General features: G+C 59.7%; 18 protein-coding genes. 11 read left to right on the forward strand and 7 right to left on the reverse strand.

Going from position 1 to position 20,943, the window contains the following annotated elements:
- Window positions 1-82: 82 nt before the first annotated feature.
- Entirely contained in the window at window positions 83-1,684 is a 1,602-nt protein-coding gene (locus tag FAZ30_RS13640) for an NAD(P)/FAD-dependent oxidoreductase (RefSeq protein ID WP_137009622.1), read from the forward strand.
- A 67-nt stretch (window positions 1,685-1,751) separates the two neighbouring features.
- On the opposite strand, the gene FAZ30_RS13645 is transcribed toward FAZ30_RS13640, so the two are convergent.
- Window positions 1,752-3,239 carry an aldehyde dehydrogenase gene (locus tag FAZ30_RS13645; protein ID WP_124643381.1) on the reverse strand — a complete coding sequence of 496 codons (1,488 nt, stop codon included), beginning with the start codon at window positions 3,237-3,239 and terminating at the stop codon, window positions 1,752-1,754.
- Window positions 3,240-3,299: 60 nt separating this feature from the next.
- Complete coding sequence (locus FAZ30_RS13650) at window positions 3,300-3,827, reverse strand: cupin domain-containing protein (protein ID WP_255424577.1); 528 nt, start codon at window positions 3,825-3,827, stop codon at window positions 3,300-3,302.
- 428 nt (window positions 3,828-4,255) lie between these two features.
- On the opposite strand from FAZ30_RS13650, the gene FAZ30_RS13655 reads away from it, so the two are divergent.
- The 9 genes from FAZ30_RS13655 (at window position 4,256) to FAZ30_RS13695 (ending at window position 13,698) form a co-directional block, all read left to right on the forward strand.
- Window positions 4,256-5,011 (forward strand): gamma-glutamyl-gamma-aminobutyrate hydrolase family protein, encoded by a 756-nt coding sequence (locus FAZ30_RS13655; RefSeq protein ID WP_124643385.1) that lies wholly within the window; start codon window positions 4,256-4,258, stop codon window positions 5,009-5,011.
- 53 nt (window positions 5,012-5,064) lie between these two features.
- A complete protein-coding gene (locus FAZ30_RS13660; protein WP_103523626.1) occupies window positions 5,065-6,396 on the forward strand; it encodes a glutamine synthetase family protein in 1,332 nt (443 codons plus the stop codon).
- A 219-nt stretch (window positions 6,397-6,615) separates the two neighbouring features.
- Window positions 6,616-7,995 carry an aspartate aminotransferase family protein gene (locus tag FAZ30_RS13665; protein WP_137009623.1) on the forward strand — a complete coding sequence of 460 codons (1,380 nt, stop codon included), beginning with the start codon at window positions 6,616-6,618 and terminating at the stop codon, window positions 7,993-7,995.
- A 324-nt stretch (window positions 7,996-8,319) separates the two neighbouring features.
- Window positions 8,320-9,177 carry a flagellar motor stator protein MotA gene (motA, locus tag FAZ30_RS13670; RefSeq protein WP_124643389.1) on the forward strand — a complete coding sequence of 286 codons (858 nt, stop codon included), beginning with the start codon at window positions 8,320-8,322 and terminating at the stop codon, window positions 9,175-9,177.
- 18 nt (window positions 9,178-9,195) lie between these two features.
- Window positions 9,196-10,104 (forward strand): flagellar motor protein MotB, encoded by a 909-nt coding sequence (motB, locus tag FAZ30_RS13675; RefSeq protein WP_124643390.1) that lies wholly within the window; start codon window positions 9,196-9,198, stop codon window positions 10,102-10,104.
- 6 nt (window positions 10,105-10,110) lie between these two features.
- Window positions 10,111-10,857, forward strand: coding sequence for a class I SAM-dependent methyltransferase (locus FAZ30_RS13680; protein ID WP_124643392.1), 747 nt, complete (start codon window positions 10,111-10,113; stop codon window positions 10,855-10,857).
- Window positions 10,844-12,166 carry an HDOD domain-containing protein gene (locus tag FAZ30_RS13685; RefSeq protein ID WP_137009624.1) on the forward strand — a complete coding sequence of 441 codons (1,323 nt, stop codon included), beginning with the start codon at window positions 10,844-10,846 and terminating at the stop codon, window positions 12,164-12,166. The genes FAZ30_RS13680 and FAZ30_RS13685 overlap by 14 nt, the downstream gene beginning before the upstream one ends.
- A gap of 3 nt (window positions 12,167-12,169) precedes the next feature.
- Window positions 12,170-12,973 carry a TrmH family RNA methyltransferase gene (locus FAZ30_RS13690; protein WP_137009625.1) on the forward strand — a complete coding sequence of 268 codons (804 nt, stop codon included), beginning with the start codon at window positions 12,170-12,172 and terminating at the stop codon, window positions 12,971-12,973.
- A 35-nt stretch (window positions 12,974-13,008) separates the two neighbouring features.
- Window positions 13,009-13,698, forward strand: a complete 690-nt coding sequence (locus FAZ30_RS13695; RefSeq protein ID WP_137009626.1) for an N-acetylmuramoyl-L-alanine amidase family protein — start codon at window positions 13,009-13,011, stop codon at window positions 13,696-13,698.
- A gap of 41 nt (window positions 13,699-13,739) precedes the next feature.
- On the opposite strand, the gene FAZ30_RS13700 is transcribed toward FAZ30_RS13695, so the two are convergent.
- Genes FAZ30_RS13700 through FAZ30_RS13715 form a run of 4 tightly spaced genes read right to left on the reverse strand, consistent with a single transcriptional unit; the run spans window position 13,740 to window position 18,252 of the window.
- Window positions 13,740-14,114, reverse strand: coding sequence for a lysozyme inhibitor LprI family protein (locus FAZ30_RS13700; RefSeq protein WP_137009627.1), 375 nt, complete (start codon window positions 14,112-14,114; stop codon window positions 13,740-13,742).
- 43 nt (window positions 14,115-14,157) lie between these two features.
- Window positions 14,158-15,390 (reverse strand): multifunctional CCA addition/repair protein, encoded by a 1,233-nt coding sequence (locus FAZ30_RS13705; RefSeq protein ID WP_137009628.1) that lies wholly within the window; start codon window positions 15,388-15,390, stop codon window positions 14,158-14,160.
- Window positions 15,390-16,337: a complex I NDUFA9 subunit family protein gene (locus FAZ30_RS13710; RefSeq protein WP_137009629.1), complete on the reverse strand. Its 948-nt coding sequence runs from the start codon at window positions 16,335-16,337 to the stop codon at window positions 15,390-15,392. The genes FAZ30_RS13705 and FAZ30_RS13710 overlap by 1 nt, the downstream gene beginning before the upstream one ends.
- 25 nt (window positions 16,338-16,362) lie before the next feature.
- Window positions 16,363-18,252, reverse strand: coding sequence for a lytic transglycosylase domain-containing protein (locus FAZ30_RS13715; protein ID WP_137009630.1), 1,890 nt, complete (start codon window positions 18,250-18,252; stop codon window positions 16,363-16,365).
- 530 nt (window positions 18,253-18,782) lie between these two features.
- Here FAZ30_RS13715 and FAZ30_RS13720 point away from each other — a divergent pair.
- Window positions 18,783-19,355 (forward strand): hypothetical protein, encoded by a 573-nt coding sequence (locus FAZ30_RS13720; protein ID WP_137009631.1) that lies wholly within the window; start codon window positions 18,783-18,785, stop codon window positions 19,353-19,355.
- Window positions 19,356-19,423: 68 nt separating this feature from the next.
- On the opposite strand, the gene trpE is transcribed toward FAZ30_RS13720, so the two are convergent.
- Window positions 19,424-20,887, reverse strand: coding sequence for an anthranilate synthase component I (trpE, locus tag FAZ30_RS13725; protein WP_137009632.1), 1,464 nt, complete (start codon window positions 20,885-20,887; stop codon window positions 19,424-19,426).
- Between the last annotated feature and the right edge of the window lie 56 nt (window positions 20,888-20,943).

Genomic DNA, 20,943 nt, shown 5'->3' on the forward strand with positions numbered 1-20,943 from the left:
GGGCCGGTTTTGCTTTTGCAGGGCGTCCCTCCTACAATACGGCCCTTGTTGAATAGACAGCAACCTGTGCATTGGAATCAGCATGTTACGCATTACCGAACTCAAACTGCCGCTGGATCACAGCGAACAAGATCTGGCCGCTGCCATTGTGGCCTTTCTGGGCATCAAGCCGGCCGACCTGAAAAGTTATACCGTTTTCAAACGCAGCTATGATGCCCGCCGTGGCGTGATGAGCCTGGCCTACATCATCGACATGGAAGTGGAAGGCGAAGCCAGGTTGCTGGCCCGCTTCAAGGACGATATCCATGTGTTGGCCACGCCGGATACCAGCTATCACTTCGTCACCCAGGCACCGACCACGCTGGCCAAGCGCCCAGTGGTGGTGGGCTTTGGCCCCTGTGGCCTGCTGGCGGCGCTGGTGCTGGCACAAATGGGCTTCAAGCCCATCGTGCTGGAGCGCGGCAAGAAAGTGCGCGAGCGCACCAAGGATACCTGGGGTCTGTGGCGCAAGAATGTGCTGAACCCGGAATCCAATGTGCAGTTTGGTGAAGGCGGTGCCGGTACTTTCTCTGACGGCAAGCTGTACAGCCAGATCAAGGATCCGCGCCATCTGGGTCGCAAGGTGCTGACCGAGTTCGTCAAGGCCGGCGCACCGGAAGAAATCCTGTTCATCGCCAAGCCGCACATCGGCACTTTCCGCCTGGTCAGCATGGTGGAAAAAATGCGGGCGGAAATCGAGTCGCTGGGCGGCGAAATCCGCTTCCAGCAGCGCGTGACCGATCTGCACATCGACAATGGCCATGTCCGTGGCCTGACGCTGGCTGATGGCAGCCAGATTGAGGCCGATCACGTGATTCTGGCGCTGGGCCATAGTGCGCGTGACACCTTCGAAATGCTGCATCAGCGCGGTGTGTTTATGGAAGCCAAGCCCTTCTCGGTGGGCTTCCGTATCGAACACCCGCAAACCTTGATCGACAAGGCGCGTTGGGGCAAGTATGCCGGTCACCCCATTCTGGGGGCGGCTGACTACAAGCTGGTGCATCACGCCAGCAATGGCCGTGCGGTGTACAGCTTCTGCATGTGCCCGGGCGGGCAGGTGGTGGCGGCCACCTCGGAAGAGGGCCGCGTGGTGACCAATGGCATGAGCCAGTACTCGCGTGCCGAGCGCAATGCCAACTCCGGCCTGGTGGTCAGCATCAACCCGGAAGACTATCCGGGTGGTGCCATGGCGGGCATCGCCTTCCAGCGGGCGCTGGAAAGCCACGCCTATGTGCTGGGGGGCAGCACTTACGAAGCACCGGCACAGCTGGTAGGCGACTTCCTGGCCGGGCGGGCCTCCACGGCGGTGGGTTCGGTCGAGCCTTCCTATCAGCCCGGTGTGCATTGGACAGACCTGGCCACTGCGTTGCCGGATTTTGCCATTGCGGCGATGCGCGAGGCGCTGCCGGAATTCGGCAAGAAAATCCGTGGCTACGACATGCACGACGCCGTGCTGACCGGGGTGGAAACCCGTACCAGCTCGCCGCTGCGCATTACCCGTGGTGAAGACCTGCAAAGCCTGAATGTGAAGGGCCTGTATCCGGCCGGCGAAGGTGCCGGTTACGCTGGCGGCATCCTGTCGGCCGGGGTGGACGGGATTCGCGTGGCCGAGGCACTGGCGCTGGAGATGAGCAGCCAGGGCTGATGCTGAGCGGATGAAAAGCAAAAAAGGCGCTCGGTCAGGAGCGCCTTTTTTTTGCTGCAGCGGGTGTTTACAGCTTGATCAGCGTGCTCTTCAGCTCGCTGTACTTTTCCAGTGCGTGCAGCGATTTGTCGCGACCATTGCCAGACTGCTTGAAGCCGCCGAAGGGGAAGTTCATGTCGCCGCCTTCGTCGTAGCAGTTTACCCATACGGTGCCGGCGCGTAGGCGGCGTGATACCTGATGGGCGGTGCTGACATTGGAGGTCCACACCGCAGCGGCCAGGCCGTATTCGGTATCGTTGGCGATGCTGACGGCTTCGTCCAGTGTGTCGAAGGTGATGACCGACAGCACCGGCCCAAAGATTTCCTCGCGGCAGGTGGTCATGTCCGGGCGCTGGCAATCAAAGGCGGTCGGTTCGATGAACAGGCCCTTGTCAGTGTGGGCAGCCTTGCCGCCGCAGATCAGGCCGGCGCCTTCGCTCAGTCCCTTGTCGACATAGGACAGCACCTTGTCGTACTGGATCTTGTCAACGATGGCACCCATGCTGGTGGCCGGGTCCAGCGGATCGCCTGGGAACCAGCCCTGGGCGGCCTTCTTGAACTCGGCCAGGAAGGCCTCTTTCACGCTGCGTTGTACCAGCACGCGCGAGCCGGCCGTGCACATTTCGCCCATATTGAAGAAAATGGCGCCGGCAGCGGTACGGGCGGCCTTGGCAATGTCCGGGCAGTCTTCCAGCACGATATTGGGCGACTTGCCACCCAGCTCCAGCCAGACGCGCTTGAGGTTGGATTGCGCGGCATAGCCGGCAATCAGCTTGCCCACGCCGGTGGAGCCGGTAAAAGCTAGGCAGTCCACATCCATGTGCAGGGCCAGCGCCTTGCCGACGTCACCCGCGCCGGGCAGTACCTGGAAAATACCGTCCGGGATGCCGGCATCCTTGGCCAGTTGTGCCAGGCGAATGGCGGTCAGCGGGGATTTTTCCGACGGCTTGACGATGACGGCATTGCCGGCCGCCAGGGCAGGGCCGAATTTCCAGCTCGCCATCAGGATGGGGAAGTTCCACGGCACCACGGCCGCCACCACGCCAATGGCTTCACGGGTGATCAGGCCCACCAGCTTGGGGTCGACCGGAGCCACTTCGCCACCGATCTTGTCGATGGCCTCGGCAAACCATTCCACACAGTAAGCCGCGCCCGGCACATCCACCGTGGTGGAGTCGCCAATCGGCTTGCCCATGTCCAGCGTTTCCAGCAGGGCCAACTCGTCGCCATGCTGGCGGATCAGCGCGGCAAAGCGTTTCAGAATGCTGCCGCGAGCCAGCGGGGCCAGCTCCGACCACTTGCCGGAATCAAAGGCGGCGCGTGCAGCGGTCACGGCTGCGTTCACTTCAGCCTCGCCGCAGCAGGCGATGTCGGCCAGTTTCTGACCATTGGCCGGATTGACGCAATCGAAGGTCTTGCCATCGGCGGCGCTGGTATAAGCACCGTTGATGAAGGCCCGGCCTTCGATATTGAGTTGTGCAGCAAGCTGTTTCCACTCTGCATGGGTACGCGCCATGGGTCTTCTCCTGATATTTATGTAAGTTGATTCCGGTTGCTCGTTGCTGGCTACCGTCAATCAGAATGTGGGCGGCGAGCTGGCACTGACCATTTCACAGATTTCGCTGCCGATGTTGCGAAAGCGATGCGGCAGCTTGCTGTCGAAATAGTAAGAGTCGCCCGGACCCAGAATGCGGGTTTCGTTGTTGACCGTGATTTCAATCGAACCGGCAATGATGACGCCACCCTCCTGGCCCTCATGCATCAGCATGTCGGGGCCAGTGTCGGCGCCCGGTTCGTAGTGCTCTTTCAGAATGGCGATATCACGCCGTTCATGTGCGGTGCCGATCAGCAGCAGCCTGATTTGATCATTGCCCAGATTGGGAAGTTCTTTTGCCTGATAGAACACGCGCGGCTGTTGCGGCTCTACATCAAAAGTGAAAAATTCCGCCAGGGTCATCGGCAGACCTTCCAGTACCTTCTTCAAGGAGCTGATCGACGGGCTGACGCGATTCTGCTCGATCAGGGAGATCGTGCCGTTGGTGACGCCTGCCCGCTTGGCAAGTTCGCGTTGTGACAGACCAAACCGGTCTCTGACCACTCTCAATCGTGCTCCTACATCCATCTGGCTGCTTCCATCTATGTTAATAATTTTAGACGTTCCATCATATGATTTTTGATCGTATCCTGCATCTGTTGTTGCGCTGCAAAATCAAATTTCTTTGCATGTTTTGGAGTTTATAGCCAGAATCAGCCTCAGGAATCAAGGGTGTTGTGGATTTTTTTAAACATCTGCAACAGTATATTTGATCAAACCTTGGTTTGTGCGATGATAGCGTTCATGCTGTCCGTCATGGTTTGCTGGACGGCATGAAGGGTACTTTCTTCTGTTCAGTTTCTTGTGGCCGGCCTTGCCGGACTTGAGTCACACTGGACCGGCGCGGTACCGGACTGCACCAGGCAGTGGTGTGCAGTCGCTGGCAACCTGTCGGAAACCGCGTGTGCGGTTTCTCCAATCGAGTCAACGAGGTCCTTATGCAGCAACCGATTATCGGCATTCCGTGTGATGTGAAAATGGTAAGTGGTCTGCCATTTCATGCGGTTGGCGAGAAATACATTGCAGCTGCCGCAGGCGGCGTAGGTGGTATCCCGGTGCTGATTCCTTCATTGGGCAGCGCGGCACCGCTGCGTGAATATCTCAATTTTGTGGATGGCGTGCTGCTGCCCGGCTCGCTGTCCAATATCGAGCCTCATCGTTATGGCGGCCAGGCCAGCCGCCAGGGAACACTTCATGATCCGGCGCGTGATGCAACCACGCTGCCGCTCATCGACCTTCTTCTGCAAGAAGGCATCCCGCTTCTGGGTATTTGCCGCGGTTTCCAGGAAATCAATGTTGCACTGGGCGGTGAACTCTTCCAGCACGTACAGGAAGAACAAGGCTTTGGCGATCACCGCGAGCCGGATACTCAGAATCTGGATGAGATGTATGGTCTGGCACATGCCCTGCACCTGCAACCGGACAGCCTGCTCAAAGGCTGGCTGGGGCAGGATGAAGTCAGGGTGAACTCGCTGCACCAGCAAGGTATCAAACGTCTGGCCGACCGCCTGGTGGCGGAAGGCGTGGCGGATGACGGGCTGGTGGAAGCATACCGGGTCAGGGATGCCAAGGGCTTTGCCTACGGCGCGCAGTGGCATCCTGAGTGGAAGTACTGGGAAAACCCGGTGTCCATGGCCATTTTCAATGCGTTCGGTGACGCTTGCCGCGCGCGTCGTGCCAGCCGTCAGGGCTGAGTCGCACGTCATCCAGAGCCGGTACACCGGCCACAATGGAAGTAGAGGAAAACATGAACCAAATCAATGATTGGCTGCGAGAACATCGCATTACGGAAGTCGAGTGCATCGTACCGGACATGACCGGCGTGGCACGCGGCAAGATCGTCCCCAAGGACAAATTCGTCTCCGACCCGGAAATGCGTCTTCCGGAAGCGGTACTGATCCAGACTGTCACCGGCGATTACCCGGACGACAGCATGCTGGACCTGACTGACCCGGACATGGTGCTGACGCCCGATCCGAACTCGCTGCGCTTCGTGCCCTGGGCAGCGGACCCCACCGCCCAGCTGATCTACGACTGCTACCGCGCCGATGGCTCGCTGGTGGATGTGGCACCGCGTAGCGTGCTCAAGCGCGTACTGGGCCTGTTTGACGAACTGGGCTTCGAACCGGTACTGGCTCCGGAAATGGAGTTCTACCTGATGTCGCCGAACCCGGATCCGGATATCCCGCTGACTGCGCCTATCGGCCGTACCGGTCGCGCCGAATTCGGTCGCCGCTCCTACTCCATCGATGCGGTCAACGAATTCGACCCGCTGTTCGAAGACATCTACGACTACTGCCATGCGCAGAATCTGGAAGTGGACACGCTGATTCACGAAATCGGCACCGCGCAGATGGAAATCAACTTCCTGCACGGCAATCCGCTGGATCTGGCCGACCAGGTCTTCCTGTTCAAGCGCACCGTGCGCGAGGCGGCGTTCCGTCACAATATGTACGCCACTTTCATGGCCAAGCCGATGGAAAACGAACCGGGCTCGGCCATGCACATGCACCAGAGCCTGATCGACAAGAACACCGGCAAGAACGTGTTCACCAATGAAGACGGCAGCCCGTCCGACATCTTCTTCCACTTCATTGGCGGCATGCAGCATTACATTCCGGAAGTGATGCCGTTCTTTGCGCCGTACGTGAACTCCTTCCGTCGTCTCAGCCCGTATACCGCTGCGCCGACCAATGTGGAGTGGGGCTACGACAACCGTACCGTCGGCCTGCGCGTGCCGCATTCTTCCCCGGCCGCCCGCCGCGTGGAAAACCGCGTACCGGGTGTGGACGTGAACCCCTACATCGCCATGGCCGCCACCCTGGCCTGCGGCTACCTGGGTATCGTCAACAAGATCAAGCCGCGCGAACCGATGTCCACCGACGCCTATGAGCTGCCTTTCCAGTTCCCGCATGGTGCGGAAGAGTCGCTCAAGCGCCTGGCTGCCTGCCCGGATATTCCGGAAGTCATGGGCCCGCATTTCGTGAAGATGTATCTGGGTATGAAGGAGAAGGAATTCTCCGAATACTTCCGCGTCATCAGCCCGTGGGAACGCAAATTCCTGCTGCTGCACGTATAACAACGCTTTCAGGTGAGACCGGCCGGTCTTGAAGGATCGGCCGCAGGTGCCCGGCATGCCGGGTGTCTGGATAGTGGCAGTCGCAGCAGGCATCTTGATCGCAAGGCCCGTCAGGGCCTTGTTTTGAAACATCAATGTTGCAGCCTGAGGCTGGCCGATTCCGGCCAGCCCAACAATAAGCCCCACAGGGGCTGGAGAGATAGTAGAGAGGAAGCTTTTATGCAGAACCAACGTACTACGACCGAATGGCGCGAACTGGATGCAGCACACCATCTGCACCCGTTTACTGATACCAACTCGCTGAACGAGCAGGGTGCGCGTGTCATCACCAAGGCCGATGGCATTTATCTGTACGACTCCGAAGGGAACAAGATTCTCGACGGGATGGCCGGCCTGTGGTGTGTCAATATCGGTTATGGCCGCAAGGATCTGCCGGAAGTGGCGAAGCGCCAGATGGAACAGCTGGCCTACTACAATACCTTCTTCAAGACCACGCATCCGGCCGTGGTGGAATTGTCCCACCTGCTGGCTGAAGTGGCTCCCGAAGGTTTCAAGCACGTTTTCTACACCAACTCCGGCTCCGAATCCGTCGACACCATGATCCGCATGGTGCGCCGCTATTGGGATGTAAAAGGCAAGAAGGACAAGAAAACCCTGATCGGCCGCTGGAACGGCTATCACGGTTCCACCATCGGTGGTGCCAGCCTGGGTGGCATGACTTACATGCACGAGCAGGGCGACCTGCCGATTCCGGGCATCGTCCATGTTGAACAGCCGTGGTGGTACAAGCATGGCAAGGACATGACGCCGGAAGAGTTTGGCCTGGCTGCCGCCAAGTGGGTGGAAGACAAGATTCTGGAAGTAGGTGCCGACAAGGTGGCTGCTTTTGTGGGTGAGCCGATTCAAGGTGCGGGTGGCGTGATTGTGCCGCCATCGACCTACTGGCCGGAAATTCAGCGCATTTGCCAGAAGTACGACATCCTGCTGGTGGCCGATGAAGTCATCTGCGGCTTTGGTCGTACCGGCGAGTGGTTTGGTCAGCAGGTATTCGGTTTTACCCCGGATATCTTCACCACCGCCAAGGGCCTGTCGTCCGGTTATCAGCCGATTGGCGCGGTATTCGTCAACGAAAAGGTGGCCACCACCCTGGCCGAAGGCGGTGACTTCAATCACGGCTTTACCTACTCCGGCCACCCGGTAGCGGCTGCCGTGGCACACGCCAACGTCAAGGCACTGCGTGACGAAGGCATTGTTGATCGCGTTAAGAACGACACCGGTCCCTATATGCAAAAGCGCTGGCGCGAAGTGTTTGGCCAGTTCGAGCATGTGGACGATGTCCGTGGCGTGGGCCTGATTCAGGCCTTCACCCTGGTGAAGAACAAGGCCACGCGCGAACTGTTCCCCAACTTTGGTGAAATCGGCACCCTGTGCCGCGATATCTTCTTCAAGCACAACCTGATCATGCGTGCCTGCGGCGACCACATCGTGTCCGCGCCGCCGCTGGTGATCAGCAAGGAAGAAATCGACCAGATGCTGGATACCGCCGCCAAGTGCATGGTGGAGTTTGAAAAGCAGCTGAAAGAACGCGGTCTGGCTTGAGTTATTGCCGTGACCGGTGCTTGATAAAAACGGGCCGTCCATGGGACGGCCCGTTTTTATTGCTCATTGTTGGCGCTTTGCTTGCCAGAATGGCCGCGCGCTGGCTACAAAAGAAGGGTGCAGGTCAACTGCAAGCTGTAAATGCCATGCTATTATTCGGGCTGTCGTTGCCTTGTCAGAGGCTTGGGCTGCCATCCGGCCAGCCTGTTCTGGCCGGGTGATGCAGGTGCTTGACGCCAAAGCCGGCCAGTGCGGGGATGCCAGGAACGGAATGGCAGTGACAGTGAATCTAGTCGCGATAATCACAATTACAGGACCAAGCTAATGTTTGTTGGAATCGGCTACCTTCTTCTCCTCGGCTGCGTGCTGGGGGGCTTTGTCGCAGCAGGGGGCCATCTGGGGGCGCTGATGCAGCCTCTGGAGGTGGTCATGATTGCCGGTGCGGCAGCTGGCGCTTTCGTGGTCGCCAATGGCGGCGCACCGATGAAAGCCACCATCAAGGCCTTGCCAACGGTATTCAAGGGCTCGCCCTACAACAAGGCCTTCTACATGGAGCTGTTCACCTTGTTGTTTGAAATCCTGTCCAAGGTGCGCAAGGAAGGCCTGATGTCGGTGGAAGCCGATGTGGAAAATCCGGAGTCCAGCCCGGTATTCTCCAAATACCCGGCGGTATTGCACGATCACCACGTCGTCGAATTTATCTGTGACTATCTGCGGCTGATGGTGGGCGGCAACCTCAATGCCTTCGAAATTGAAAACCTGATGGATGTGGAAATCGAAACCCACCACCATGAGGGCGAAGTGCCGATCAGTGCGGTAAAAGGCCTGGCCGATGGCTTGCCGGCCTTCGGTATCGTGGCGGCGGTGATGGGGGTGGTGCATACCATGGAATCGGTGGGTGCGCCGCCGTCGGAGTTGGGCATGCTGATTGCACACGCCCTGGTGGGTACTTTCCTGGGTATTTTGCTGGCCTACGGTTTTGTGGCCCCGCTGGCTACCATTCTGGAACACAAGCTGGGTGACGGTACCCGGGTATTCCAGACCATCAAGGTTACCCTGCTGGCCAGTCTGAATGGCTATGCGCCGCAGGTGGCGGTGGAGTTTGGTCGCAAGGTGCTGACTTCGACGGATCGTCCTTCCTTCAAGGAACTGGAAGATCACGTCAAACAGGCCAAGAAATAAGCGCAACAGGGTTGGAACATGGCTGACGAATCGCAACGCCCCATTATTGTCAAACGCATCAAAAAAGGCGGGCATGGCCATCATGGCGGTGCCTGGAAGATTGCCTATGCCGACTTCGTGACGGCGATGATGGCCTTCTTCCTGCTGATGTGGCTGCTGGGTTCGGCCTCGCAAGGTACGCTCAACGGTATTGCCGAATACTTCAAGACGCCGCTCAAGGTGGCGATGTCCGGTGGCGATGGCGCCGGCGATGCCACCTCGGTGGTGAAGGGCGGCGGTAACGATCTGACCAAGAAGGCCGGTCAGGTCAACAAGAGCAGCAGGGAACAAGAGCGCAAGGTGATGGAAAAACAGGCGCTGGACAAGCTGCAGCAGAAGATCCAGTCCAGCGTGGAGCAGAATCAGGTTCTGAAGGACTACAAGAACCAGATGAAGCTGGAAATGACCCCCGAAGGCCTGAAAATCCAGATCGTTGACGAGCTGAACCGTCCCATGTTCGATTCCGGTAGCTCGCGCATGCTGCCGCATACCCGTGAATTGCTGCAGCAACTGGCGCAGCAACTGAACCAGCTGCCCAATCGCATCAGCATCTCCGGGCATACCGATGCCACACCGTTTGGCAATGGCCAGAGCGGGTACAGCAACTGGGAGTTGTCGGCTGATCGCGCCAATACCGCACGGCGCGAACTGGTGGCCGGTGGCTTGCAGGAAGACAAGGTCATGCGCGTGGTCGGGGTGGCCGCAGCCAATCCACTGATCAAGAGCAATGTATTCAGCCCGGAAAACCGTCGCATTACCATTGTGGTGCTGAATCAGGAGGCCGAGAACGCCATCCTCAATGATGGTGTCAAGCCGCAGCTGAATCAGGAGCCGATCGGCCCGATCGGCCCGGCCGCAAACGCCGCAGCCCCGGCCAAGGCCGAATAAGCCTGCATGCGCTGGTTCTGGCTTCGCCACCTGACGGTGCAACTGCTGGCCGCGCTGGCCGCCTGGTTTTTCATCGCGCCGGCCATGCAGCCACAGGCCTGGTCGGTGCTGCAGGGTTTGTGTGCCGTTTTGCTGGCCTATGTCTGGCGTATGGCTGGCTGGCAAAAGCTGGCACACGGCCTGTTCCTGCCAGCGGTGGTGGTGTTGCAAGCGCAGGGCTTGCCGGGCTGGGTGTATCTGCTGGGCCTGCTGCTGACGGTGGCGCTGGGACGCAATGCGCTGACCGAGCGGGTGCCCTTGTACCGCTCGGCGCCGGAAGTGGCGGCCAGCTTGGCGCAATACCTGCCGCACGGAGCCCGTCTGCTGGAAGCCGGCTGCGGCGATGGCCGGCTGGCGATGCAACTGGCGGCATTACGGCCCGATCTACACATTCTGGCGCTGGAAAATGCCTGGGGCAGCTGGTTGCTGGCGCGCTTGCGCTGGTGGCTTGCCGGGCGTCCAGCCGGACTGGCCTTTGCCTGCCATAGCTTCTGGAAAGAACACTGGGGGGACTATGACGCGGTGTATGCCTTCTTGTCGCCGGCACCCATGCCCCGGGTCTGGCGCAAGTTTCTGGCCGAAGGCACGCCAGGCAGCGTGCTGGTGAGCAATACCTTCATGGTTCCCGATGTCCAACCTGATAGTCGGATTCCGCTTGGCGGACCGCTGCAGAAAGAATTGCTGATCTGGTGCCACCCCCATGGATCTCGCTAACTGGTTTCAGTCCATCGCCGAGCGGCGCTGGCCGATTCTTCCCTCTACCTTGCTCGAGGTCAGGGATGCTTGCTCGCGCCACAATGACCTGATCAGCTTTACCGAGCTGGCCAATCTTTGCCTGTCCGATCCGCTGCTGCTGTTTGATCTGCTGCGCGTGGTGGGTGGCTCGCGGGCTTTGCAGCGCAATGAATCGATTCCGTCGGTCGAGCAGACGCTGATGCTGATGGGGCTGGAAGCGGTGGTACAGCGCTTTGGCAAGCTCAGTGCCATGCAGCCGGTGCCGGACAAGCTGGATGCCGAGGTGGTCGACGCGGTGGAAGACTGGCTGGGACGCAGCCGGGTGGCGGCACTCATCATCAAGGAATGGCTGTCGATTTCCGGCGAGCACAAGGTGGAAGACTGCTTTGTCGCCGCGCTGATCTACAATCTGCCCGCCTGCCTCTACCTGATTTACCGTAACCAGCTGCCAGACAAGCCGCTGCTGCAGGAAGTGGCCGACCACTTCGGCAGCGACTACTCCAAGGTGCTGGAGCAGTTTGTCCAGGCCATGCCACTGCCGGCAGGATTGCTGAATCTGCTGGGGAGCGGTGCACCGTCAAAACGCAAACAGCTGTTGAAGCTGGCCATGGCTACCGCCAACTCGCTGGAGCAGGGCTGGTGGCGTTCGTCATGGAATGTGGGGCTGGATCTGGTCGCCAAGCTGATTGGGGCCACGCCGCAGCAGGTTTATCTGGGTGTGGTGCAAGCTTGTGTGACGGTAGCACGGCAGCCGCGTGCCGCTGCCTATACCTACCCGGCGCGCTCCATTCTGTTGATCGAGGGCGAATACAAGCGGCCGGAGCTGAAAAAAGCTGCGGCACTGACCAGCCCCGACCAGCTGGAGCAAGGCATACGCGAATCCATCCGCCATCTGTCCAATGACCTGAAATTCGAGCGGGTACTGTTTTACCGTTACGACCACGACAGCCACAGCCTGCGCCTGAAATACCAGGTGGGCCTGGCCGAAGGCCACGCGCTACGCAAGCTGCCGCTGGAGCTGGAGCCCGGCAGTTTTCTTGCCCTGCTCACCAGCAAGGCACAAAGCTTTCATGCGCCGGAAAGTGTGCGCAACCAGCTGGTGCGCAAGTACGAGGATGATTTTTTCGAACATATCGGAGATAGCGAATTCGCCATCATGAGCCTGTATCTGGGCCATCGGCTGGCCGGAGTGTTCTATGTCGACAATGGCCGCAGCGGCCGCGACATCGACGACACCAGCTATCACCGCTTCAAGGAACTGGTGGCCAGGCTGACGCCGCACCATTGATGCATGCAGTACACCGGTAAAACCATAAGTTCTCCCCATAACGACGAAGTCAAACAGCTGGCGCGGCTGGTACAGAACAGCCGCGAGCGGCGCAAGCAGGGTCTGATGGTGCTGGAAGGCATTCATCTGACCCAGTCCTGTATCGAGGCCGGCCTGTTGCCGCAGCGTGTCTATGTCAATGCCCAGGCGCTGGCCCATGCCGAGGTGGCGGCCTTGCTGGCCTCCTTGCCGGCGACTTGTGTGCTGGCCATCCTGCCCGAGCCCATCATGGCCAAGGCCAGTGCCCTGGCCACGCCGCCCGAGCTGCTGGCCCTGTGTGCCCGGCCACAACCGGCGGCCCCGGCTGCCGATGCGGCGCGGGTGCTGCTGGAGGATATCCAGGACCCAGGCAATCTGGGCACCATCCTGCGCTGTGCTGCCGCCTCCGGTGTACGCGAGGTGCTGCTGTCCAAAGGCTGTGTTGATGTCTATTCGCCCAAGGTGCTGCGTGCTGGCATGGGGGCGCACTTTGTCCTCAGCATTCATGAGCAGGTCGACCTGGAAGACGCCATGCGTGCCTTTGCCGGCCGCAAGCTGGTGACTTATCTGGAAGGCAGCAGCTCGCTGTACAGCCAGGACCTGAGCGGTGCCGTGGCGTTGGTGTTTGGCAATGAAGGTGCTGGCGTTTCACCGGCCTTGCTGGCGCTGGCCGATGCCCGCATCCGCATTCCCATGCCGGGTCATGCCGAGTCGCTGAATGTGGCGATGGCGGCTACTGTCTGTCTGTTTGAACGGGTGCGCCAGCTGGAGCTGGCCGCAGCCCAGTGATGCGCCTGCCCTTATTTTCACAAGGTGGATTCCCGATGAAACTGTGCTGGAGCCTGACTCTGCTGCTTGGCCTGGCCGTACCGGCATTGGCGCAGAGCGTGCAAACCGTGGCGGTGGATGTGGGCCATTCCTTGCAGGCCTCCGGTGCACGTAGCGCCAGCGGCCAGACCGAGTTCAGTTTCAACCGGCGCATGGCCTTGCTACTGGCCGAGCAATTGCGCGAACGCGGTGTCGAGGTGCAGCTGATTGGTGCGGCAGGGGATATCAGGCAGCTGAGCGAGCGCACACAGCTGGCGCAGGGGCGGCAATTGCTGTTGTCGGTGCATCATGATTCGGTGCAGCCGCAATACCTGTCCGAGGCCGGGCGGTTTCAGGGTTACTCGCTGTTTATCTCACGCAAGAACCCTTTTGCCGAGTTGAGCCTGGCCTGTGCCCGACAAATTGCGTTGTCGCTGCAGGAGGCGGGAGAGCGACCAACCCTGCATCATGCGGAAGCCATTGCCGGCGAAAACCGGCCGCTGGCGGACGCAGCGCTGGGGATTTACTGGTTTGATGATCTGGTGGTGCTGAAAACGGCGACCCAGCCAGCAGTGCTGGTGGAGCATGGCGTGATCGTCAATCCGGCCGAGGAGGCGCGGCTGGCGCAGCCAGCGGTAACGCTCAAGCTGGCGCGCGCAGTGGCCGCGGGTGCAGTGCGCTGTCAGCCGGCAGCCGCCACACCATGAGACAGACCCTGCCGCCGGGAGGCGGGCAGGGTGGGGCACGTTTATTGCAGCTTGCTGTTCATGCAGCCGGCACTCTTGCACTCGCGCTTGCGGTCATTGATGAATTGCAGGCGGTCGATGGTGGTGCGGGTGGCGCAATCCAGATTGACAAAAAAGCCACGCTGATCGCTGTAGCTGCAGTCATTGTTGCGCTGACGAATCCAGGCCAGCTGGCCGTTTTTCAATTGTTTTCTGCCGTCGGCATCCAGTAGCTTGGCCAGTTCGCCATAGCTCTCGTTCAGGTCTTTGTCCGCCTGGCTGTAGACCTTGTTCAGGCAGTACAGGCCGTCAAAATCATTCTTGGGTTTGTCGCAGGCCGAATTGGCCAGGGCACTGGCACTCAAGGCCAGCAAAATCAGGCTCAGACAGATTTTCATCGTGTTCTCCAGAGGGTTGTGCGGCAAGTTCATCAGGTCTGCATTACGCTTTGTCGGGCAGGCCAAGTGCCATCCGGGCGCTGGCGATGGCCTGACTGCGGGCGCTATCGACAGCGGCGGCGATCTGCCCTGGGTCGCTGCAGGCCTTGGCAATGCTGCCGGCATTCACTGATAGTGCCGCCGTCAGTAGTTGCTCCAGCCAGCCGGCTTGCGGATAGGGATCGGTCTCAAAATGCAGCCGGCCACGGGCGTCGGCCACGCCAGCGGCCAGCATCTGGCGGAAGCGCTCTGGCCGGCGCAGGGCGTCGCAATCCTTGAACAGGCGCAGGATGGTGCTCGGTTTCATCTGTGCGGTGCCATGCACCTTGGTGTGGTTTAGCACGGTAATGCGCGCCAGGTCGCGACATTCGGCTGGCACGCGCAAGCGTGTACATAGTGCCAGCAAGGGTTTTTCGCCCCGGGCTTCGTGTCCGATATGCCGCGGCAGGATGTCGGCCGGGGTCAGCGCCTTGCCCAGGTCATGGGTGAGTGCGGCAAAACGTACGGCCAGTGGCTGCTGCATGTGGGCTGCCATGTCGATCACGCGCATCACGTGGTCGCCGGTGTCGATTTCCGGGTGGTAGTCGGCGCGCTGCGGCACGCCGAACAGGGCGTCCACTTCCGGCAGAATGCGTTGCAGCGCACCGCATTCACGCAAGATCAGGAAAAAGCGTGAAGGCTTGTCTTCCTGCAAGGCCTTGGCCATTTCCTGCCACACCCGCTCGGCCACCAGCGCATCCACTTCGCCGGCGGCCACCATGTTCTGCATCAGCTGCATGGTTTCCGGGGCAACGCTAAAACCGAAACGGGCGGCGAAGCGGGCCAGCCGCAAAATGCGCACCGGGTCTTCGGCAAAGGCCGGGCTGACATGGCGCAGCACGCCGGCCTGCAGGTCTTGCTGGCCGTGGTAGGGGTCGATCAACTGCCCCTGATCGTCCTGGGCGATGGCATTGATGGTGAGGTCGCGCCGCGCCAGGTCCTGTTCCAGCGTGACGCTTTCATCGGCATGGAAGGCAAAGCCGTGATAGCCCTTGCCGGTTTTGCGCTCGGTGCGGGCCAGCGCGTATTCCTCGTGGCTGTGCGGATGCAGGAAAACCGGAAAATCCTTGCCTACCGGTTTATAGCCCTGTTGCAGCATGCTTTCGACACTGGCACCCACCACCACCCAGTCCCTGTCCTTGACCGGCAGGCCAAGCAGACGGTCGCGCACGGCGCCGCCGACAATATAGACCTGCATCAGCGTGCGGCTTCCCTGCGGTAATCGGCCAGGATGAGGTTGAACTCGTCCTGGCCCAGATAGTGGGGGGCCACCACTTCCAGCGGTGTCGGGGCAAAGCCGAGCAGGGCGCTGGGGAAGGGCTGCGGACTGACATTGTCCACGGCCAGCGAGCGCACATTGTCGCGGCTCATCAGGGTGGGGCCGGGCAGCAGCTCCATCAGCCCGGCCTGCAGCATGGCCAGGCCTTGTGGCAGGCCGATGACCGGGCGCGCTGTGCCGCGCAGTCGGCCGACATAGCGCACCAGCTCGGCCAGGGTATAGCTGCGCGGGCCGGTCAGGTCGAGGCTGTGGCCTACGGTGTGCGGGTTTCGCAGGCAGGCGACCACGGCGCGTGCCAGATCATCGGCCCATACCGGGGCAAAGCGGGTGTTGGCACCGGCCAGCGGCAGCATGGGTAGCTTGTCGAGCAGGCCGGCAAACAGGGTAAGAAAGCTGTCACCCCGGCCGAATACCACCGAAGGCCGCAAAATGGTCCAGTCCAGTCCGCTTTCCCGCAGTCGCTGCTCGGCGATGCCCTTAGTTTGCTGGTAGTCGCTGGGCGCATTGACATCGGCTCCCAGTGCGCTGATATGCAGCAGCCGGCGTATCCCCTGCTTGTGGCAACTGGCGATGATCTTGTCCAGCAACTCGATATGGGCGTGTTCAAAGGCCTTGCGCGTGCCATGCAGGATGCCCACCATGCTGATCACCGTGTCGTGGCCGGCCAGTAGCTGCTGCAAGGCCAGCGGGTGGTGCACATTGGTGGAAACCACTTCGGTCTTGGGCAGGACAATCAGCGCGGCCTTGTTGCGGTCGCGATTGCGGGTGGCGATGGTCAGCGCGGCTTCCTGCTCGGCCAGCCGTTCTGCAATATAGCTGCCGATGAAGCCGCTGCCGCCGATCAGGCAGATACGTCGATCTTGCATTGCTTTCTCCTTGTGCTGCGGTGGTTCAGCGTGCCGGAATCGTGCCCATGCGGGTCTTCAGTGAAATGTTGGCATGGCCGAAGGTGCTGGCATAGTAAGCCGCATTGGCCATGACCTTCTGCACATAATCACGGGTTTCGCTGAAGGGAATGGTTTCAGCATAGATGGTCCCGTCCAGCGGGCGGCCATCCTGCCAGGCGCGGGCGCGTCCCGGGCCTGCATTATAGGCGGCGGTGGCCATCACTTCGTTGCCGGACAGGCTGTCACGCACATAGCGCAGATACCAGGTGCCCAGTTGCACATTGGTGTCGATGTCGGTGACCGAATAGCTGGTCAGCCCCATTTTCTTCGCTACCCATTTGGCGGTGGCCGGCATCAGCTGCATCAGGCCGGAAGCCCCCACACCAGAGCGGGCGGCGATGATGAAACGGCTTTCCTGGCGGATCAGGCCATAGACCCAGGCATCGTCCACTTCCAGCTGGCGGGCATAGCGCTGGGTAATGTCGCGATAGGGCGTGAGATAGCGCAGCGAGTAATCGTGTTCTTCCTTGGTGCGCTCGGCACTGTAAATGGCCATGTCGTAAAACGCTTCGCGGCGGCCGATTTCTGCAGCGGCCAGCAATTCCATGTCATTGCGGCCGCGCATGGCCCAGCGCCACTCGCGTTGGGCATCGCTGCGCAGTTCCGGTTTGCCCGCACTATTGCTGATGTCCAGCAAGGCCAGTGCACGCTGGATGGCCGGATTGGCACGCATGGCGCTGATGTCGGCGGCGCTGGGGCCAACCTTGCTGGCGGGAGTGGACAGCACATTGCCCAATTCTTCCAGTGATAGCAAGGCGTAGTAATGGTGGCCGATGCTGGCCTTGGCAAACAGGGCCGGTGCTTCGCTGCCGCGTCCCAGCTGCTTCAGGCTGCGGGCGCGCCAGTATTGCCAGGCCGGCTTGCCTGCCACGGCTGCGGGCATGGCGCGGGTGATTTGTTCCAGTTGCGCCCATTGTTCACCGCGCAAGGCTGCGCGTGCCCACCATTCCCATTGTTCGGCGGTCAATTGCTGCGGGTCGGCCTTGGCATACCATTGCAGCGCCTGTGACATCAGTTGCTTGCGCGCCGACAGCAAGGCCAGTTGTCCCCAGGCAAAGCCGCTGCGCTCCTTGCTCAGTGAGCCTTCTACCGCCAGCAGACGGCTGACGGCCGCATTGCTGTCGCTACGCGCCTTGCTGACGATGCCATAGAGGATGGCTTCCTGGCCGCCAGCAGTGGCCGGGCTGGCTGCCGCCGGATTGTTCAGTGCGGCATTGTCCAGCGGCAAATTGGTGGCATCGGCCAGCTGGCGTGCCTGGCTCAGGTAATTGCCGGCCAGCAGCAGGCGCACCCGGCGCCACAGCCAGTCCTGGGTGAGCAGGCCTTGTCCTGCGGCGGCGGTCAGCAAGCGGTTACAGCCATCCGCTGCCGGGCGCATCTCAAGAAAACGGTTGAGGTCATCCGGTTTCTTGCCCTGGCGCGCATCCTGCAACTGGCCGTAGCAGGTGGATTCTTCATCCCTTGCATCTTCCGGCAGCTTTTTCCATTCGGCGGAGAAGCTGCTCCAGTCTTCACGCTTGCCCAGTTTTTTCAGCCACTCATTACGGATTTTTTCCGGCATCCAGCCTTCGCGCACGCTATTGAGAAAGCCTACAACCTGGCCGTCGTTGTCGCGATCCAGTGCTTTGAGGGTCAGCCAATAGGACGGATAGTCATGCAGTGCGTAACTGGCCGGCATGGCGCTGGCGATGGTGGTCAGCTTGCCGAGGTCGTTGCTGCGATAGGCCTCGCGGGCGGCAAGCAGGTCTTCGTTATTGCCGGCCAGCGCTGGCATGGCGGCGACAAGGGTCAGGGCAAGGCTGAGGGTGCGGAATGTACTGAGCGAACGGGTCATGTAAACAGATTCTCTTGAGGTCGGCCATTCCCGGCAGCTGCCCTTGTCAGGCAGTAGGGTGGGAGTGCGGTGGGGCGGGAGCGGCAGGCTGATTATACCCGCTTGGCGCGCCGAGCACATGGCAGGCATTTGTCATGATTGCTGGCGAGAAGTGCCATGGTCGTTGAATCTAAGTAATTTCTTATTATGCGTATCAGGTCGGCTTGTTATGCTGTTCGACTTGGTTTTCATGATTGGTAAGGTTCGGTGCTGCCTCTACAGTATCGTGATGTGCCGATATGCTGGTAAGGAAGTGATAGCTTAGGTCATATTTTTGAGGCGGTTAGTTGGCTACGCAGCATATGTACGCCGACAATATTATTGTGGGGTGTTGGATGTATAGTCTGGCCGATCTATTCTCAATCATGAGTTATCATTTGCATATCATTCTGCAAAACTATATTTTTGTTTTAGCTCATTTCTGTGTCTTGGTATTGTGGTGGCGATATTCGCGAGAGCGATATTTCCGGCAGAATCAGCAATCCTTCTGCATGAGTCATTCCACCACTTTGGAAAATTATCAGAAGCAGTTGCTAATCGTCATGATCTTGGTTTCACTGGTATTGTCGCTTATCTTGTATTTTCCCATGCGCGTCATGCTGTTTCTGGGGAGTGATTTTGTATATATAGGTGGTGTGGTCTTGGGTTGGCGGCGTGGCTGGTCTGTAATGCTGGTTGGCTTGTTATGCCTTATCGGGAGAGTCCTGCTGCAAGGGGATGGTTGGGTTTGGGTGCTTTATGTTGTGCTGGATGTGCTGATTTATTATTTGATCGGTAGTATTGTGCGGACGATGTTGCATGTGGATGCAGATATACTCTCTTGGAGTGATATTCTGTTTGTCTGTATTAATAAAATCCTGGTGAGCATATTTTCTGCAACCTGTTGGTTGCTGTTGATGCAGGATACCTGGTTAAACGGTTTCAATCTTTTATTGTTCAGGCTGGTGGCGTGGCCGCTGATTTCTCTGCCGATGATCACTTTGTTGCTGATGTTGTTGCGTGAAGATTATCGACAGTATCGCCAGGCTGTTGCACTTGATGGCAAGTGTACTGTCTCGCCGTAAGTGCCAGATAAAAAACAAGCCCCACGGTATTGCTGTGGGGCTTGTTTTTGTCTGCTACCGGGTGCTGCTCAGGCATCCAGCCCTGCTTGTGCCAGCTCCGCTGCACGGATCACGGCGCGGGCCTTGTTCTGGGTTTCCTGCCATTCCGATTCGGGTACCGAGTCGGCCACGATGCCGGCACCGGACTGTACATACAGCATCTTGTTCTTGACCACGGCGGTACGGATGGCAATGGCCAGATCCATGTCTCCATTGAAGCCCAGATAGCCCACCGCACCGCCATAGACGCCGCGCTTGGTTGGTTCGAACTCGTCGATGATTTCCATGGCCCGCACCTTGGGTGCGCCAGACAGGGTGCCGGCCGGGAAGGTGGCCTTGAGAATGTCGATATTGGAAACTTCCGGCTTGACGCTGCCTTCCACGCTGGAAACGATGTGCATCACATGCGAGTAGCGTTCAATCACCATATTGTCGGTGATGTTGACGCTGCCGGTGTTGGCGACGCGGCCGATATCGTTGCGGCCCAGGTCCATCAGCATCACGTGTTCGGCGATTTCCTTGGGGTCGGCCAGCAGTTCTTCAGCCAGTGCTTCGTCTTCGTCGCGATTCTTGCCGCGCACGCGGGTGCCGGCGATCGGGCGTACGGTGACAGTTTCCTGTTCGCGCCGCACCAGGATTTCCGGCGAGGAGCCAACCACGTGGAAGTCGTCGAAGTGGTAGAAGAACATATAGGGTGAGGGGTTCAGGCTGCGCAGTGCGCGGTACAAGGACAGCGGCGAATCGCTGTAAGGCATCTGCATGCGCTGGGCCAGTACCACCTGCATGATGTCACCGTCCACGATGTACTGCTTGCACTGTGCAACGGCCTGCTTGAATTCTTCCTGACCATACTCGGACACAGCCTTGCTGGGCTGGGAGGGCAGCGACAGCGGAATATCCATTGGTTCGCGCAGGCGGGCACGTAGCTGGCCGAGCCGGCTTTCCGCCTTGGCCAGGGCATTGGGTACGGCAGGGTCGGCGTAGACAATCAGATAGAGCTTGCCTGAAAGATTGTCCACCACTGCCAGCTCTTCCGACACCATCAGCAGGATGTCCGGGGTGCCGATCGGATCGGGCTTGCGGGTGGCGGCCAGGCGCTTTTCTACATAGCGGATGGTGTCGTAGCCGAAATAACCGACCAGGCCACCGGTAAAGCGCGGCAGGCCTTCTACGGGTGGTGCGCTGAAACGCTGCTGGAAGGCTTCGATAAAAGCCAGCGGGTCGCCTTCGAACTGCTCGATCACCTTGTCACCGTACTCAACCTGTACCTTGTTGGCATTGACGCGCAGGCGCGTGGTGGCAGGCAGGCCGATAAAGGAGTAGCGGCCAAAACGCTCGCCGCCCACTACCGATTCCAGCAAGTAGGAGTAGGGCTGATTGGCCAGCTTGAGGTAAACCGACAAGGGGGTGTCCAGGTCGGCGAACAGTTCCAGCGTCACCGGAATACGGTTATAACCGGCTGCGGCCAGTTGGTCGAATGTGTCGTGCGTCATGAGTGAGCTACCTTGAAACCGGATGGAAAGCGAAATAAGTAAACAGGGTGTGGCTT

It is taken from the genome of Aquitalea aquatilis (genome assembly GCF_005155025.1).
Lineage (GTDB): Bacteria > Pseudomonadota > Gammaproteobacteria > Burkholderiales > Chromobacteriaceae > Aquitalea > Aquitalea aquatilis.

Bases quoted from the DNA above. Each gene is read 5' to 3' on its own strand.
- FAZ30_RS13690 (WP_137009625.1), top strand. From the start codon at position 12,170: ATGCAGTACACCGGTAAAACCATAAGTTCTCCCCATAACGACGAAGTC.
- FAZ30_RS13705 (WP_137009628.1), bottom strand. From the start codon at position 15,390: ATGCAGGTCTATATTGTCGGCGGCGCCGTGCGCGACCGTCTGCTTGGC.
- FAZ30_RS13685 (WP_137009624.1), top strand. From the start codon at position 10,844: ATGGATCTCGCTAACTGGTTTCAGTCCATCGCCGAGCGGCGCTGGCCG.
- FAZ30_RS13655 (WP_124643385.1), top strand. From the start codon at position 4,256: ATGCAGCAACCGATTATCGGCATTCCGTGTGATGTGAAAATGGTAAGT.
- FAZ30_RS13700 (WP_137009627.1), bottom strand. From the start codon at position 14,114: ATGAAAATCTGTCTGAGCCTGATTTTGCTGGCCTTGAGTGCCAGTGCC.
- FAZ30_RS13645 (WP_124643381.1), bottom strand. From the start codon at position 3,239: ATGGCGCGTACCCATGCAGAGTGGAAACAGCTTGCTGCACAACTCAAT.
- motB (WP_124643390.1), top strand. From the start codon at position 9,196: ATGGCTGACGAATCGCAACGCCCCATTATTGTCAAACGCATCAAAAAA.
- FAZ30_RS13660 (WP_103523626.1), top strand. From the start codon at position 5,065: ATGAACCAAATCAATGATTGGCTGCGAGAACATCGCATTACGGAAGTC.
- trpE (WP_137009632.1), bottom strand. From the start codon at position 20,887: ATGACGCACGACACATTCGACCAACTGGCCGCAGCCGGTTATAACCGT.
- FAZ30_RS13695 (WP_137009626.1), top strand. From the start codon at position 13,009: ATGAAACTGTGCTGGAGCCTGACTCTGCTGCTTGGCCTGGCCGTACCG.
- FAZ30_RS13720 (WP_137009631.1), top strand. From the start codon at position 18,783: ATGAGTCATTCCACCACTTTGGAAAATTATCAGAAGCAGTTGCTAATC.
- motA (WP_124643389.1), top strand. From the start codon at position 8,320: ATGTTTGTTGGAATCGGCTACCTTCTTCTCCTCGGCTGCGTGCTGGGG.
- FAZ30_RS13715 (WP_137009630.1), bottom strand. From the start codon at position 18,252: ATGACCCGTTCGCTCAGTACATTCCGCACCCTCAGCCTTGCCCTGACC.
- FAZ30_RS13710 (WP_137009629.1), bottom strand. From the start codon at position 16,337: ATGCAAGATCGACGTATCTGCCTGATCGGCGGCAGCGGCTTCATCGGC.
- FAZ30_RS13680 (WP_124643392.1), top strand. From the start codon at position 10,111: ATGCGCTGGTTCTGGCTTCGCCACCTGACGGTGCAACTGCTGGCCGCG.
- FAZ30_RS13665 (WP_137009623.1), top strand. From the start codon at position 6,616: ATGCAGAACCAACGTACTACGACCGAATGGCGCGAACTGGATGCAGCA.
- FAZ30_RS13640 (WP_137009622.1), top strand. From the start codon at position 83: ATGTTACGCATTACCGAACTCAAACTGCCGCTGGATCACAGCGAACAA.